This window comes from uncultured Acetobacteroides sp. (genome assembly GCF_963667355.2).
Lineage (GTDB): Bacteria > Bacteroidota > Bacteroidia > Bacteroidales > ZOR0009 > Acetobacteroides.
Window position 1 is genome coordinate 2,377,365 of record NZ_OY763328.2, and the last position, 15,822, is coordinate 2,393,186.

Annotated in this window: 16 protein-coding genes; 13 read left to right on the forward strand and 3 right to left on the reverse strand. The window is 45.4% G+C overall.

The window, feature by feature from the left end:
* Window positions 1-364: 364 nt before the first annotated feature.
* The 8 genes from ACHZA1_RS09815 (at window position 365) to ACHZA1_RS09850 (ending at window position 8,349) form a co-directional block, all read left to right on the forward strand.
* Complete coding sequence (locus ACHZA1_RS09815; protein WP_320051700.1) at window positions 365-1,393, forward strand: alpha/beta hydrolase; 1,029 nt, start codon at window positions 365-367, stop codon at window positions 1,391-1,393.
* Window positions 1,394-1,772: 379 nt separating this feature from the next.
* Window positions 1,773-2,717, forward strand: coding sequence for a stomatin-like protein (locus ACHZA1_RS09820; RefSeq protein WP_320051701.1), 945 nt, complete (start codon window positions 1,773-1,775; stop codon window positions 2,715-2,717).
* Between the two features lie 5 nt (window positions 2,718-2,722).
* Window positions 2,723-3,163: an NfeD family protein gene (locus ACHZA1_RS09825; RefSeq protein WP_320051702.1), complete on the forward strand. Its 441-nt coding sequence runs from the start codon at window positions 2,723-2,725 to the stop codon at window positions 3,161-3,163.
* 171 nt (window positions 3,164-3,334) lie between these two features.
* A complete protein-coding gene (locus tag ACHZA1_RS09830; protein WP_320051703.1) occupies window positions 3,335-4,699 on the forward strand; it encodes a TolC family protein in 1,365 nt (454 codons plus the stop codon).
* Between the two features lie 3 nt (window positions 4,700-4,702).
* Window positions 4,703-6,031, forward strand: a complete 1,329-nt coding sequence (locus ACHZA1_RS09835; RefSeq protein ID WP_320051704.1) for an efflux RND transporter periplasmic adaptor subunit — start codon at window positions 4,703-4,705, stop codon at window positions 6,029-6,031.
* A gap of 69 nt (window positions 6,032-6,100) precedes the next feature.
* A complete protein-coding gene (gene tsaB / locus ACHZA1_RS09840; RefSeq protein WP_320051705.1) occupies window positions 6,101-6,796 on the forward strand; it encodes a tRNA (adenosine(37)-N6)-threonylcarbamoyltransferase complex dimerization subunit type 1 TsaB in 696 nt (231 codons plus the stop codon).
* A 66-nt stretch (window positions 6,797-6,862) separates the two neighbouring features.
* The gene (gene efp, locus ACHZA1_RS09845; protein WP_320051706.1) at window positions 6,863-7,432 is read left to right on the forward strand and encodes an elongation factor P; all 570 of its coding nucleotides are present in this window, start codon (window positions 6,863-6,865) and stop codon (window positions 7,430-7,432) included.
* Window positions 7,433-7,575: 143 nt separating this feature from the next.
* Window positions 7,576-8,349 (forward strand): histidinol-phosphatase, encoded by a 774-nt coding sequence (locus tag ACHZA1_RS09850; RefSeq protein ID WP_320051707.1) that lies wholly within the window; start codon window positions 7,576-7,578, stop codon window positions 8,347-8,349.
* Window positions 8,350-8,408: 59 nt separating this feature from the next.
* On the opposite strand, the gene ACHZA1_RS09855 is transcribed toward ACHZA1_RS09850, so the two are convergent.
* From ACHZA1_RS09855 to ACHZA1_RS09865, 3 genes are all read right to left on the reverse strand, one after another.
* Entirely contained in the window at window positions 8,409-9,167 is a 759-nt protein-coding gene (locus tag ACHZA1_RS09855) for an acyl-ACP thioesterase domain-containing protein (RefSeq protein ID WP_320051708.1), read from the reverse strand.
* A 957-nt stretch (window positions 9,168-10,124) separates the two neighbouring features.
* The gene (locus ACHZA1_RS09860; protein ID WP_320051709.1) at window positions 10,125-11,348 is read right to left on the reverse strand and encodes a sodium ion-translocating decarboxylase subunit beta; all 1,224 of its coding nucleotides are present in this window, start codon (window positions 11,346-11,348) and stop codon (window positions 10,125-10,127) included.
* A 6-nt stretch (window positions 11,349-11,354) separates the two neighbouring features.
* Window positions 11,355-11,663, reverse strand: a complete 309-nt coding sequence (locus tag ACHZA1_RS09865; protein WP_320051710.1) for a hypothetical protein — start codon at window positions 11,661-11,663, stop codon at window positions 11,355-11,357.
* Between the two features lie 597 nt (window positions 11,664-12,260).
* Between ACHZA1_RS09865 and ACHZA1_RS09870 the strand changes: the two genes are divergently transcribed.
* From ACHZA1_RS09870 to ACHZA1_RS09890, 5 genes are all read left to right on the forward strand, one after another.
* Entirely contained in the window at window positions 12,261-12,668 is a 408-nt protein-coding gene (locus ACHZA1_RS09870; protein WP_320051711.1) for a hypothetical protein, read from the forward strand.
* A 241-nt stretch (window positions 12,669-12,909) separates the two neighbouring features.
* A complete protein-coding gene (locus tag ACHZA1_RS09875; RefSeq protein WP_320051712.1) occupies window positions 12,910-13,713 on the forward strand; it encodes a MotA/TolQ/ExbB proton channel family protein in 804 nt (267 codons plus the stop codon).
* A gap of 37 nt (window positions 13,714-13,750) precedes the next feature.
* The gene (locus ACHZA1_RS09880) at window positions 13,751-14,368 is read left to right on the forward strand and encodes a biopolymer transporter ExbD (RefSeq protein WP_320051713.1); all 618 of its coding nucleotides are present in this window, start codon (window positions 13,751-13,753) and stop codon (window positions 14,366-14,368) included.
* Between the two features lie 14 nt (window positions 14,369-14,382).
* Window positions 14,383-15,033 carry a biopolymer transporter ExbD gene (locus ACHZA1_RS09885; protein WP_320051714.1) on the forward strand — a complete coding sequence of 217 codons (651 nt, stop codon included), beginning with the start codon at window positions 14,383-14,385 and terminating at the stop codon, window positions 15,031-15,033.
* Between the two features lie 3 nt (window positions 15,034-15,036).
* Window positions 15,037-15,819 carry a TonB family protein gene (locus ACHZA1_RS09890; RefSeq protein ID WP_320051715.1) on the forward strand — a complete coding sequence of 261 codons (783 nt, stop codon included), beginning with the start codon at window positions 15,037-15,039 and terminating at the stop codon, window positions 15,817-15,819.
* Window positions 15,820-15,822 lie beyond the last annotated feature (3 nt).

A 15,822-nucleotide genomic window follows, 5' to 3' on the forward strand; every position in this document is an offset into this window, starting at 1 on the left:
CGTTACTCTGTCCAACTTCCTCCTGGAAGTAATAAATAGCTTGAAAAGATGGTTACATCGTTATGTTGACATGCATCTGTGTTCCCTAATAGATGGGGGAAGAACATAGAGCAGCACAATACGGCAGCAGAAGCACTCCGGCACAGCAAAACCTTTCGTGTAACCCTGAGTATCCGTTCCGCAGCACTAAGAAAGTGAATGCAGAATGATCTGTTATACGGGATGCCGAGCCCTAACCTAAGAACATAGTATTTATGACGGTTTCACTTACCTAACATTAAACTTGTAGCCTTCAAAGAACTTTGGAAGGTTAGGTAACGTAAATAAGTCTTGGGCGAAAATGCTAAACCTAATCAGTTCGGTTATGAAAACCAAGACTACCGTTAAGCAGGCTGTACTATTTGTAATGCTAGCAGCAGCACTTTATGCATGTCGAGATTCAGGTAAACCAAGAGTATCCGATTCTTCGAGAATCGAAAAGGCAACCTTAGGGGAATCTTCTTTAAATAGCACCTCCAGTAAAGAACGTAATGTCGACATGTCGCAGTTCTCAAAAACAGCGCTCAATATTCTTTATACAGGAAATAGGAACTCCCGTCAAACGCTCGATATAGCCTATCCCAGTATGGGCAACCCACCTTACAAAACCATTATTCTGTTCCACGGCGGTGGATGGATGAGCGGCGATAAGCAATCCGAAACAATAGCATCCATTTTTCAGGCCACCACACAGGGCTATGCAGTTGTATCAGTAAACTACCGCCTATCGGATGAGGTAAAGTGGCCCAAGCCGCTGTACGATGCAAAAGCAGCCATCCGCTTTATCCGTGCCAATGCAGGTAAGTATCACCTCGACACTAGAAAGCTTGTAGCGTGGGGAGCATCTGCCGGCGGTCATATTGTCGAGATGCTGGCAGCAACCAACAACCTGCCCGCTTTCGAAGATTTGTCGATGGGAAATAGGGATGCATCGAGTGCGGTACAAGGTGTGGTATCGTGGTATGGAATTGCTGATGTAAGCGCGTTAGGCGATCAAGGAACCATCCCAGCTAACAAGATCATGGGCTTCGATGTCCATGCAAACAAGGCAAGAACGCATGATGCCAGCCCCATCCAGCTGGTAACACCTCGTTTCCCGCCCATCCTTTTAGTGCATGGCACCAATGATCAGATAGTACCCTACCAGCAATCGGTAAATATGCAGAAGCGGGTTAACGAAGTAACCGGTAAAGAAACAGCCAAACTGGTTCTATATAAAGGTGCATCGCACGGCGATGGCGCCATTAAATCGAAGAGCAACGTCGCCAAATGCTTGGACTTTGTTGATAGCATTCTATTCGATGGCAAAAATCCATGCCGAAATACGAGCTACATAGATGTCCGGGTTCGGTAGCGGCATCGCGATTACAAGTTCAAGCAGTAGTTCTGATAGAATCCCCAAAGTTTTACTTCCGAATGCCAACCGTCCTGCACAACGTGCTAGAAGCATAGACCGAGGGTCTTGTAGCATGTACAAAACGGCCAACGGAGTTCGGTTTAAGCCCTTGCACATGGTACAATGCCTCCAACCGAACTCCGACGAAGGCTTTGTACATGAGGTGAGCAGTAGCAAAGAGGTATCAACGGAGCGAAAGCCCCATGTAATGCTGTAGTTTTATTAATTGAAAAGAATATTAACAGAGGATATCTGCCATATCAACTTAAATACTAAATTTAGAGCCTAAATAAGTCCTATTGTTTATTATTCATTAATGTAGAAAATTATGATTGGTATGGGTTCTGGGGCATTAATTGCCCTTGTAGCATTCGCGCTACTTCTAGTTTTGATGACGATAAAGGTTGTTCCTCAACAATCGGCATACATCATCGAGCGTTTCGGGAAGTTCCATGAAGTTCTTAAGCCGGGTATCAACTTCGTAATCCCCTTCTTCGACAAGGTTGCCTATAAGTACAGCCTAAAGGAGCAAGCCTTTGATATCCCCGAGCAGGTGTGTATCACCCGCGATAACGTACAGGTTATTGTCGATGGTGTGGTATTTCTTCAGGTAATTGATGCGCAAAAAGCGGCCTACGGAATCAGCAATTACGTATTCGCCGTAAGCCAGCTCTCGCAAACTACCATGCGTAGCGAGATGGGTAAGATCGAGCTCGACCGCACCTTCGAAGAGCGTACCACCATCAACCGCGCGGTTGTTGAGGCTATCGATGAGGCATCGCAGCACTGGGGTGTAAAGGTGCTTCGCTACGAAATTAAGAATATCACCCCTCCACAATCGGTTCTTCATGCCATGGAGAAGCAGATGCAGGCCGAACGCGAAAAGCGTGCCCGCATCCTTCAGTCGGAAGGAGAAAAGCAATCGGCTATCAACATTGCTGAAGGTCAAAAGCAGAAGGTAGTTCTCGAATCGGAAGGTGTTAAACTACAGCAGATCAATACAGCCGAAGGACAAGCCGAAGCAATTCGTGCCGTAGCGGTGGCTACTGCCGATGGTATTAAAGCGGTGGCATCATCTATCAAGAACGAAGGAGGATTCGAGGCCATTCAGCTCCGCGTTGCCGAGCAGCTGGTTGAGCAGTTTGGCAAGCTTGCTAAAACAAACAATACCCTTATTCTTCCTGCCAACTTCGGCGATATGGCATCTATCGTATCCAGCGCCCTTACCGTTGTGAAGCAGCAGTACCCTCAAGCGCCAAGTAATCCAACACCTGTCAAGTAGAAGTTATGGAGGCAATAAGCGATTCCCAACTTTGGCTTATCATCGGCTTTATAATGCTGGTGATAGAGATGTTCAGCCTATCGTTCTTCGCGTTCTTTATTGCGATGGGCGCTCTGCTAACCGCTCTGCTCACCTATTTGGGCGTACTTCCAACTATCGCGCTGCAGATTGTAACCTTTAGCGTAAGTTCGGTGCTCTTTCTGATTTTTCTCCGCAAGCTGCTCAAACGAAAGTTCTCGCAAGCCAAAGGAGGCATGGATTACACCGAGTTTGTTGGCGATAAGGTTAACCTGATCCATGACATTCCCGAAAACGGTCGAGGTAAGATTTTCTACCGTGGAACCGAGTGGGATGCCGTAAGCATCGATGGGAAACCTATTGAAAAGGATACGCTGGTTACCATTCTAAAGATGGATGGAATAGTAGCCATCGTAAAACGGAGTTAGAAATCCTTTCGTACTATAGCAAAACAGCCAGCCCAATCTGTTCATACAAGATGTGCTGGCTGTTGTTTTACGCGAACATCTACATTTATTTGTAGGTTTTGCCAAACCAATTCCTACTTTTAGCTAACTTGCGTAGGAATGCTCATAAAACAAACTACATCAAATATATCTATGAAGCTAAGACCCTTTAGCATACTCACACTTCTACTCATCGGCTCCGTAGGTGCACAAGCCCAGGAACCTTGGGGGCTAGAACGGTGCATCCAGTATGCCATTAGCAACAACATCACCATAAAGCAGCAGGAGCTTAACGTTGCCATCTCCGAGAATGCGGTTAAGCAGGCTCAATGGAGCCAAACACCTACGCTTTCGGCAAACGGGAGCCAATCGGTTAGCTTTGGACGATCGCTTGACAACACCAACTACACCTATATCGACAAAACAGCCTGGAGTGGAAGCCTTGGTTTTGGTAGCCAGGTTACCCTATTTGGAGGTTTTAATACAAGAAACACCATCTCGAAGAACAAGCTGGATCTGCAGTCTTCCCTTCTTGAAGTTGAACGAACCAAAAACGATATATCGCTCAACATTGCGGCAGCCTACCTTCAGGTTCTCTTTAGCGAGGAGGTCGTCTCCAACTCCGAAAAGCAGGTAGAACTCACCAAAATGCAAGTTGAACGGACCCAAAAGCTGGTAGATGCGGGCAACCTATCGCAGAGTAGCCTGCTTGATATTCGTTCGCAGCAAGCCCAGGAGGAGGTTACACTTGTTAATGCTCAAAATCAGCTGGTCATTGCATACCTTACGCTTAAGCAGCTGCTCGAACTTTCTGCCGATACTCCATTTAAGGTTGAGCATCCTACCAAGATGAATGTAAATGATCAGTATGTGCTAAGTAATCCTAACCAGCTCTTCGAAATTTCGCAGAATTTACCCCAGATTAAATCATCCGAGGTAAAGCTTCAAAGTGCCGAAAAGGGAATAATGATTGCACGAAGCGCCTACTATCCCAGCTTTATTCTATCGGCCCAGTACGGATCGAACTATTTTTCACCGAAGAATACAGTTCTCGGGCAAGATCCCATAACAGGGGCACCCATCGTTGGCAAACAGTCCATTTCTGATCAGCTGAACAAGAATCAGAGCACCAATATCAACTTAAGCCTTCGAATCCCCATATTCAACAGCATGCGTACGAAGTTTTCCATTAGCAATGCCCGTATAGGCTACAGCTTAGCCCAGCTCGATCTTCAACAGCGAAAGAACACGCTCTACAAGGAGATCTCCCAGGCACATGCCGATGCTGTTGGCGCGCTAAAGAAGTATGCCGCCACCCAAAAAGCTAGTGAAGCACTAGCCGAATCGTTCAATAACATCGATAAGAAGTTCAACGTAGGTGCTGCCAACTCGCTCGACTACAACACGGCAAAAAACAATCTGTCGAAATCGGAATCGGAGCTCTTGCAGGCAAAGTACCAGTTCATCTTCAAAACCAAAATCCTCGATTTCTACAAAGGAGTACCCATAAAACTATAAGCTATGAAGAAGAAAAAGCTAACCAGATACATCATAATTGGGGTTGTTGTCCTAATTGTTTTCCTTATAGTCGGTAAAAGAGCTGGATGGTTTGGCAAAAGTGAGCTGCAAAAGGTTGCCGTAGAGAAGCCCTCCGATCGCCGCATTGTGGAGTACGTTTCGGCAAACGGCAAGATACAGCCTGTTACCGAAGTTAAGATCAGCTCTGATGTGTCGGGCGAAATTGTTGAGTTGCCCGTAAAGGAAGGACAGCGCGTGAAGCGTGGAGACCTGCTCTTTAAGGTAAAGCCCGATGTGTACCTCTCGCAACGCGACAGGGCAAATGCCGCATTAAACTCCTCCAAAACCCGCATCAGCCAGGCGCAAGTGCAGCTACAAAAGGATGAGCAGGCATACCGCAGAAATAAAACGCTGTACGACCAAAAGGTAATCTCGAAGGCAGAGTTCGAAGCTTTTGAAGCTTCTTACAACTCATCTAAGAATAGCCTACAGGCTGCACAGTACGACTACCAAAGCGCTCAAGCTTCGCTGAAGGAGACCAATGAAAGCCTATCGAAGACTACGGTTTACGCCCCTATGGATGGCATTGTTTCGAAGTTGAACGTAGAGCTTGGCGAGCGCGTTGTTGGAACCATGCAGATGGCAGGAACCGAAGTTATGCGCATTGCCAACCTTAATCAGATGGAGGTGTACGCCGATGTTAACGAGAACGATATTGTGAAGGTTAAGCTCAACGATACAGCCCTTGTTGAGGTTGATGCCTACCTAGGGCATAAGTTTAAGGGTATTGTAACGCAGATTGCCAACTCGGCAACCTCATCGGCAACCAGCACCGACCAAGTTATCAACTTCGAGGTGCGCGTGCTACTGCTCGAAGATTCCTACAAGAGCATCATCAAGCCCGGGATGGCAAGCCCATTCCGTCCCGGCATGTCGGCATCGGTAGAGATTCAAACAAACAGCATTAACAAGGCGCTTACCATACCAATTCAAGCTGTAACCAACTACATCGACACCACCAAAAAGATTGCAAAAGCGAATAAGGCTAAGAAAAGCGAGGAGAAAGCCGACGAAGAGGTGAAGCCTATTGATGACGATAGCGTACTAGACCGTGCCGGTGGAGAAGAGGTTGTTTATGTGTACAATTCAAAAGAGAAGAACGTAAAACGGGTAAAGGTGAAAACTGGAATTCAGGACAACACCTACATCCAAATTCTAAGCGGGCTAACCAAGAAGGACGAGGTAGTCGTTGCCCCATTTAGCGCCATATCGCGCAAGCTGAAAGATGGTACCAAGGTGGAAGTAGTGCCGCCAGATAAGGTGTTTGAATAGCCATCAAGTTTTAAGTATCTTCGCAGCCGAAAGCGCACCGAAAGGCGCTCGAAGATACTGAACAATACCATGAGCATTATACTATGTATAGAAACGGGAACGGAGGTTTGCTCCGTTTCCCTTTCTAACAACTCCCAGATCGTCGACATCCGCGAAAGCGCAGAACCTCAAGCGCACGCTCGTCAGCTCGCCGTATTCATCGACGAACTTCTAAAAAAGAACAACCTTACAACGAAAGATCTTTCGGCAGTTGCCGTAAGCGAAGGTCCTGGATCTTACACCGGACTTCGGATTGGCGTATCTACCGCAAAAGGAATATGTTTCGGAGCAAAGATCCCCATGATTGCCGTTAGCAGCCTTCAGGCGTTGACTCATGGTGCCTTAAGGCAAGTTGAAGGTAACGGGAATATACTTTTCTGCCCAATGATAGATGCCCGCCGGATGGAGGTGTATACGGCACTTTACAATGGCGACGGTAGTCCCAAAACAGCTGTAGAGGCAGCAATCATCGACGAGAGTTCGTTCAGAAATGATCTGGCAAGCAACATCGTTTACTTCTTTGGCAATGGTGCCCAGAAATGCGCAGAGGTCATCAACCAACCTAATGCAAAATTTATAGATGTTGCCCATACGGCTGCTAATATGGTTCCCATTGCCCATCAGCTGTTCGATAGCGGCAACTTTGTAGACGTCGCCTACTTCGAACCATTTTACCTAAAAGACTTTGTGGTAACAAAATCTAAAAAAAATTCGCTTGGGCTATAGCAAAGAGCGATATTTTTTAGAATCAATGGCTTATATTTGCAACCAAATAAAATAGTAAACCCATTTATGGCAACTACAGCAGATATCAAAAACGGACTATGCATCGAGTTTAACGGCAAGCCATTTTCCGTAGTAGAATTTCAGCACGTAAAACCAGGTAAAGGTCCTGCTTTTGTTAGAACTAAGCTTAGAAACCTAGAGAACGGTCGTGTTGTTGAAAACACCTTTAACGCTGGCGTTAAGATCGACATCATCCGTGTTGAGCGTCGCCCATACCAGTTTCTTTACGCTGATGAGGTTGGATTCAACTTCATGCACAACGAAACTTTCGAGCAGATTACCCTCGAGAAGGATATCGTGGAGAACGCCGACCTGATGAAGGAAGGTCAGTATGTGGAGATGATGGTTCATGCCGATAAGGAAGAGGTGCTTACCTGTGAACTTCCTCCATTCGTTGAGCTTGTGGTAACCTACACCGAACCTGGTTTGAAGGGCGACACCGCATCATCGAACGCACTTAAGCCTGCAACCCTCGAAACAGGCGCAGAAATCCGCGTTCCTCTCTTCATCAACCAAGACGAAAAGATTAAGATTGACACCCGCACCCGCAGCTACGTAGAGCGCGTTAAGGGTTAATCGAAAGAATACATTTGCAAAAGGCAGCCTTCAACGGCTGCCTTTTTTGTAAGCTGGACTCTCTTCGGATTTAGGTATGCGCATAATGCTTGCAGCCTACCGGAGATGACTCTGGCAGGTTGCATCATAAAAAAAGTACGAATATGCTGGTAGATCTTCACTCGCACACTATCTTCTCCGACGGCCGTAGCACTCACGCCGAGATGGTTGAGGCTGCCATCGCGAAAGGGATCGGCATATACGGCATTGCCGACCACCTCTGCTTTCACGATAATCCGTGGACTACCCGCCTCGATCAATTCGAGGAGATGCGCTCCACTTTTGCCAACCTGAAGGCGAATACCACATCAGCCAAAATTCTTTTTGGAATGGAGGTGGACTACGTTAGGGGATGTGAGAATCGTGTGCTGCGGCTGAAGGAGGAGAATCATTGGGACTACATCATTGGCTCCGTGCACTACATCGGCGACTGGAACATCGACAGCAATGCGGCCGACTGGGAGGGTAAAGACGTGGATGCCACCTACACCAAGTATCTAGAGCTGCTGGAGGAAATGGTGGATACCAAGCTGTACAACATAGTGGCGCATCTGGACCTGCCCAAGAAGTACGGGCACTTTACCGACATCGACTTTACCGACAGGTATAGGGCTATCGGCGAGAAGATCCTCGCCAACAACATGGCATTCGAGATGAATACAGCCGGGCGGATTAAGATCTGCAACGAGTTCTATCCCCGCCGCGATATTGTGGAGTTGTATCACCAGTTGGGCGTTGACGTTACCCTTGGCTCTGATGCCCATCACCGCAATAACGTTGGTCAATTCTTCGACGAGGCGGTGGCCTTGCTCAAGGAGGTTGGCTACTCGCGCATCTGCTACTTCGAGGAGGGGCAAAAGCGCTATCTGCCCCTGTAGTAAATTGTGAATAGGGAATAGCCCCTCACGCTATGCGGGGATGGTTCTAAGTAAAAGCATTAAATCGAGGAGTACTCGATTCTTCCGCGGAATGCCGCGGTGCCAGCCGATTCGTTAATCCCCTCGAACTCGAAAATGTTAGGTTCCAGGGTGCAGCGCACCAGCCTAATGGAGTCGCTGAGCATGGTTTCCTTGAGGTAGTTGATGGAGAGCTTCACCGGGCTTCGCTCCAGCAGAAAGTCGAGCGGCAGGGTATCCACCATCCAGTCGATGTAGCGGGTGGAGGTTACATGGCGGTTGAGGTCGATATCGAAGAAGGTGGGCTTAACGAAGAACTCGTCGCTGCCAGCCGCCTCGGCCAGCCGCTCGGGGCTGTAACTCAGCGAATGCTTCTCCTTAAGGTGGGTGAAGTACTCCAGCTGCTCACTGCTAAATCGTTTGGGGCGCTTGGTGGTTCTATCGACAGCCAGCCAGCCCGATGTGGCGCGGGCTACCACCTCACCCTTTCGGTCGCGTACCACAAAGTCGCGAAGGTAGAGTATTCCCTCTATATTCTTTGGCCAGGTTTCCACCATCAGCTCCTCGCTCCAGCGCACGGGGCGGTAGATTTCGAGGGAAAGGTTTCGGAGCACCCAGAAGAGGTGCAGCTGGCTCAGATCGCCAAAGCCAAAGCCCAACTTCTCGGCAGAGCCAATAGCCGACTGGATAAGCAGGTTTACCATGGCGCCCAACCGTAGGCGTGCGCACATGTCGGTATCGGCCGAGGTAATGCTATAGGGGGTAAAGAGGGTTAGCTCCTTTTCGGTAAGTACGGTCATCTTGTATATATATAAATAGGTATAGAAAACGACGCTGCAAATGTAGCAAATCCTCAAGTTCCCAGATATCAACCCTACCGTTTACTTTTAGGGAAACATCTGCGGTGTTCAGAAGAATGTTCGATGGGTAGAACCGTTCCCTAGGCCGCATCAGCAGGTTGGCATTTGAAATACGGGAGCACAGTTGCCTGCGTACGCGGTGGGGAAGGGCGTGCAGGTAGCAACTTTGTGAGTACCAACAAATATCTTGCGAGTATCTGCAAACATTTCGTGAGTGTTAACAAATATATTGCGCGTATCAACAAATATATCGTGAATGCCAATAAATATTTTGCGAGTATCAACAAACGTGGTGTAAATATCTGCAAATAAGATGTGAGTATCAACAAATATTTCTGGTGTATAAATAAGAAATTCGTGAGTACACGCAACAATTTTGCTAGTACTTGCAAATATCTTACGAGTATCTGCAAAAGTTTTGGGAATAGTGGTAGATGGGAATCGAAAGAACTGCGACCTTAGGTCTTATATGCCAATAGCGATAGCCGGTTTAACCGCTATCGCTATGCTAAGCATAAACATTTAGCGAGTTTTCTGGGTGCTAGAGTGACATCGCCCCACTAGTTCTTTGGTGGAGCGGGGCTGTACGTACTCGGTCGCCCTACGCCTGTCATGTGATAGACCACTTGCGGGTTCGCTCCAGTTTCAGCCGCCTAAAACGGTCTGCGGCCCTACTGTTCTGGTCCATCTGCTTCCTTTTCTTGATTTGTTTTTCTGCCTCGCTAAAAATACACCAACACGATGAAACGCGTATCGCAGTTTCGTCTTGCTAAATGCTGCTTAGTGAAAATTATAGGTTGAATGCTCGATCCTCTGCTTCAGCGTAAATGGATTTAAACAGAAAAGGCAGCATACCTTTTACCGTATGCTGCCTTTTGTATTATAGCCTAGCCGCGGCTAGTGTATGTGCGGGAATAGCGTTATGTAAAGGCCTGCAATGATAGCCGAAGATATTACGCCCGAGATATTTGCGCCAAGGGCTTCGCCAAGAATCACCGATTGTGGGTTTTCCTTGGTGACGATCTTCTGAGCCACCTTAGCCGTAGTTGGCACGCAGCTCACCGCCGCGATACCGATTACCGGATTGTAGTTGCCCTTCTTGACGAAGTAAAGGATGTAACCTCCGATGATGCCTCCGATGCCCGAAATGAGCAGCGCAAGGACTCCGAGGATTAGGAGCTTAAACACTACGGGGTCGGTAAGTAGCTTAGCCTCGCAAAGTACTCCTAGTAGCGTACCAAGAAGGAAAGTCGAGCCATATAGCAGCGTTGTTGTAATAAAATCGTGGAATTGTTTTAGGCCAGACTCTCTAATAACAATGCCAAGGAATAGGGAGAAGAAAAGGGGTGCAGCAACGGGGAAGAGCAGGCACAGCACTAGGCACAGCACCACGGCAAGCGCCATTTTGGTGGTAGAGCTGTAGGTCTTCACCTTCTTCTTGCTATCCTTTTGTATCTTAATTGCCCGTAATCTCTGAGGAATAAGCAGCTTTACTAGGTATGGGTAACCGCCATAGGTAAGCCCTAGGTACAGGTATGCGACAACAGTAATTGGAACAAATAGATGCTTAGCCAACGATAGCGAGGTGAAGAGCACCATAGGACCATCGGCACCACCAATCATTGCAATAGACGCGCTCTCGTTGAGCGTCAAACCCATTGCATGGGCAATTGGCACCGTTAGGAATGTTCCCAGCTCGCCGCAGAGCGCCAAAAACATCGAGGTGTAGGGGCGTTGGAGCAGGTACCCGATATCGAGCAGGGCGCCAATTCCCATAAAGATAAAGCAGGCAATAAGACCGTTGCTGAAGGTTAGCGTATAAATGGGCTGCAGAAAGTCGATCTGCATCACATTCATTAGGTCATCGGTATCCGAGAGCATTGGATCGAGGAACAGGTTTCCAATGCTACCACCAGGCATATACAGCACACCTGTATTAATGGCAATCATACCTAACCCCATTGGAATCATCACCAATGGCTCTAGGATATTCTTGCGTCCTAAGTAAATTATAGTAAGCCCTAAGGCAATAAGAATGACACGCGCAATTGATATTATAGCTGGCGAGGAGAAAAAGGTTCCAATGCCAGGGAAGAGTGCTGATAAGCTTAATCCGTCCATCTGTTCTTATTTTTGAGGGTAAAAGTGGTTTAGGAGCTCCTGTTGCGAGGATTTACCATCGAAGTTGTTGTCGCCATAGTAGTGGTCGACAATCTCAACGTCGTGCTTCCTAGCATAATCGTTACCTCTACGCTTTCTCATTTTCTTTGATAGCTTGTGAATTCGACGCGCTCTATTTACCTCGTTGGGCTTACTCGAAGCAAGGTCGAACTTCTCTATTACACTTGTTGTCCTTTCTATGATCAGGGCAACAGCCATTGCAATAACGAACGAAATGGCCATCATAATTGCAATAATGCCTAAAATGTGGAACATCGGAATTATATTAAAATTGTGAGTACAAAAAGAAAAATCGAATTAAAGCTACAACCTTGAAACTACCACTAATAAGCACCACTATAAAGAAATAGCTACAAGACTAAAGGAGTGGCTCACACAAAAGAGACAGTATGCCTAAACATTATGGTATTGTTTGCCACTTAACTTCAATCTTTTATAGTATTCTTTTGCGATGCAATAGTATGGCAAATATATAAGAGGGAACAGACAAGCCTTCTTTTTTTTATATGTTATACAAAAGGTATTTTTATGTTATACAAAAGGTTTCTTGGAGGAATTAATTTCTTCCACGAAACCTCCTCGATGATTTTCTGACGTATACCTTAAGGCGAAACATATTTTTTAGAATTAGAAGAATCATCGGCACATTATTTAGCATTAAGGTTGTTAACTGTAAAACTTTCCATTACATTTGCCTTTGGAGTAGGTCAATAAGGGGCTTTAGGGTGCTTGTATTTGCATCTAGTTATTTATTGTTAATAATCTTGATCTACGCATTGTCGAATTGCATTTAGTATATATTTGCATGCATGATTTTTGAGAAGTGAATTGTAGTTCATAAAAAAGTTGACGTTGAAAAGCGGAAAGTTCAAATATGTTGCTATGACATTTGCAATTCTTCAAGGAACACTCCTTGGGGCTTATGTATTATGTAATAACGCTAAGCACAGCAACAATCAGATGAAAGAGTTCTCAATTTCATGTGGCATAGCATCAACCTATAGTTCCGTAGTTGAAGCGGATTTACAGTTGGGTTTTAATAATAACCATGATTCGGAAACGCTAATCAACCTCATCAGAGTGGTATCCTCAAAGCCCGAGGAAAGTTATAGGATGCTAAGTAAGGCATTCGCCTCTACTGAAAAAGTAAGTTGCTCTTTGAACCAGCTTACGGAAAGCAGCAAAGACAGCTGGTATTCTACACCAAAAGTTGACTTATCCCAATGTCATACCTCCCTTTTCAATCAGTTTCGGATTTAGCCCAATATGTTGAGTTGGTGATATCGCTTTACACCACGCACCCCAACAAACAACTGCTTGTTGGTAAACTAACAGTTCAACATTAATATTTTCCACAATTGCAAAATTCAGCAACAAGCATAAGTAACTGTACTAGCAGCTACATGTACCAACAAAGAATACGCCTATGGAAACATAGCGTTTCTTCGCTGAACTAAATAGCACCGAATTTTTTTTACTAATTTCAATTTAATAGACAACCATGAAAAACTCAGAGCAAAAGAAGGGTTTTGGAACAGTGTTCACCGCCCTAGTAATTCCAACTTTATTGGTAGTTGCAATCATTATCTACAAATTTGTATTTGGTGATCCTAGTCACTTCCAAGGTGGAAATCCAGAAAACCAACCAATCCCTGGTGACTTTTTTGGTGTGATTTACAAAGGTGGATTTATCGTACCAATCCTGATGACATGCTTAATGATGGTGCTTACCTTCTCACTAGAGCGTATGATCGCTATCACCCGTGCAAAGGGTAAAGGTTCTTCTGCAACTTTCCTTCGCAACCTTAAGAAAAACCTTGCTGAAGGTAATGTTGAGGCTGCCGAAACTGCTTGTACAAAGCAACGTGGAGCTCTTGGTAATGTATGCCAAGCTGTACTTACTACCTACAAGTACAATGCAAAGGATACAACCATGACTAAGGAGCAGAAGCTTGCATCTCTACAAAAGAACGTAGAAGAAGCAACCTCTTTGGAACTTCCAACCCTTGAGCAAAACCTTGTTATTCTTGCTACCCTTTCGTCAATTTCAACTCTTATTGGTCTTCTTGGTACCGTACTTGGTATGATCCGTGCGTTTGCAGCGTTGGCTAATGCAGGTGCTCCAGACTCAGTTGCACTTTCAGCTGGTATCTCTGAGGCCCTTATCAATACTGCATTAGGTATTGGTTCAGCAGCTGTTGCCATCATTTTCTACAACGTATTTACAACTCAAATCGACAAGATTACCTATAACATCGACGAAGCTGGCTACTCAATGGTACAATCATTTGCTGAAAAGCACTAAGCTGCTTATTAGCCAATAACAACTAAAGTACATTGATATGCCAAAGGTAAAAGTCGCAAGAAAAAGTACATGGGTTGACATGACTGCGATGTGCGACGTGGCCTTCCTTCTGCTTACCTTCTTCATTTTGACATCAAATTTCATTCAAAAGGAGCTGGTACAGGTGGTAACACCATCGTCCATATCGGAGATCAAGATCCCCGAGGTTAATGTCATGAACATCTTCATCGGTCCCGATGGAAAGGTGGCCATGGGCATTGACAACCAAAAGAAGCGCGAGGAACTCCTCGATAAAATTGCTAAAGTTTACGGCAAAACCTTCACCAAAAAGCAAATTGAAGAGTTTGGTCTAGCCAATTCGTTTGCAGTTCCTATTGGCGCGCTTGCTCAATCACTAGATCTATCCGCAGGAGATCGTTCCAAGCCAGAAAACGTACTTGGAATTCCTGCCGACTCTACAGGGAATGAATTTAAAGAGTGGGTACGCGCTGCCCGCCAGGTAAATCCCCAGATTAAGATTGTAATTAAAGCAGATAAAGGTACCCCCTACAGTAAGATTAAAAAGGTTTTGAATACCCTTCTCGATCTTAATGAGAATCAGTACAACCTTATTACAGGGATGGAAGAGGCACCAATACTGCCAAAGAATTACTAAACAAACTAAGTAAAATGGCAGAATTAAATACAGCAGACAAAGGTGGAAAGGGTAAAGGAAAACCTAAAAAGTTATCCACCCGTGTTGACCTTACGCCAATGGTAGACTTAGGATTCCTTCTTATCACCTTCTTTATGCTTGCAACCTCTATGGCTAAACCACAGACCATGGAGATTAGAATGCCTTCGAAGGAAAAAGTAAAAGACGAGGAGCAAAATAAGGTTAAGGCCTCTAAGGCAATGACCATCCTCCTTGCTAAGGATAATAAGGTATACTACTACTTTGGGACTACCGAAAACGGAGTTGATCCAGAGGTGTTTGAGACCAACTTCGATTCACAGAAAGGTATTCGCAAGACTCTGCTTACTCGTAACAAAGTTGTTATGAAGCAAGTGGACAGTTTGAAAGCGGTAAAAGCCAAGAAAAAGCTATCGGCCGAGGAATTTAAGACTAAGTTAACCGAAATTCGAGGAAATAAGGACGCAGTAGTAGTTCTTATCAAGCCTAGCGATGTTTCGACTTACGAAAACCTAGTTAGTATTCTCGACGAAATGCAGATTACCAACGTTGCTAAGTACGCTATTGTACCTATCACTTCATACGATACAGGATTGGTAGTGAAAACAGCGCCTGATGCATTTACTGAATCAACTAAAAAACAATAAGCCATGGCATCAAACATAAACTTATTCTCCAGGGAATGGTGCGAAATGGTCTTTGAAGGGAAAAACAAAGACTATGGTGCCTATGTGCTTAGAAAGGATGCTGACACGCGCCACAAACGTTCTTTTATTTTTGTGGTAATCGGCTTCTCTCTAGCCACTGCGCTTCCTACCTTTATTAATAAAGCTTTAAAGGAAGGAAAAGAGCAAAATGTTCAGGTGACAAATCTCTCTAAAATCAACATTGAGAAGATTAAACCACAAGAGTTACCAAAAGAACAGAAGCAGGAAGAGGTTAAGGCACAAATCAAATTCGTTCCTCCTGTCATCAGACCCGATGATGAGGTAAAAGAAGGAGAAGAGATGCAGTCTCAAGATATGCTTACAGCTGCTCCACTTGACGATAATGTCGGTCAGGAGATTGTTGCAACGCCTATTACTGAGACCGTAAAGGAGATCGCTCAAGAAGAGGAACAAGTATTCCAAGCAGTTGAGCAGATGCCAACCTTCCCTGGTGGTACTGAGGAAATGATGAAATACCTTGGTAAGAATACCCAGTATCCTCAAACAGCTGCAGAAAATGGTATACAAGGTACCGTTTTTGTACAGTTTGTTGTGGATAAGCACGGTAAAATTACCGATGTTAAGGTAATCCGTGGGGTTGACCCTGAACTTGACAAGGAAGCTATTCGTGTTGCTAAAAGCATGCCTTCCTGGCTGCCTGGTAAGCAAAATGGCGAAGCTGTTAGAGTTGCATTTACCATGCCAGTTAAATTTGTACTTCAGTAACCG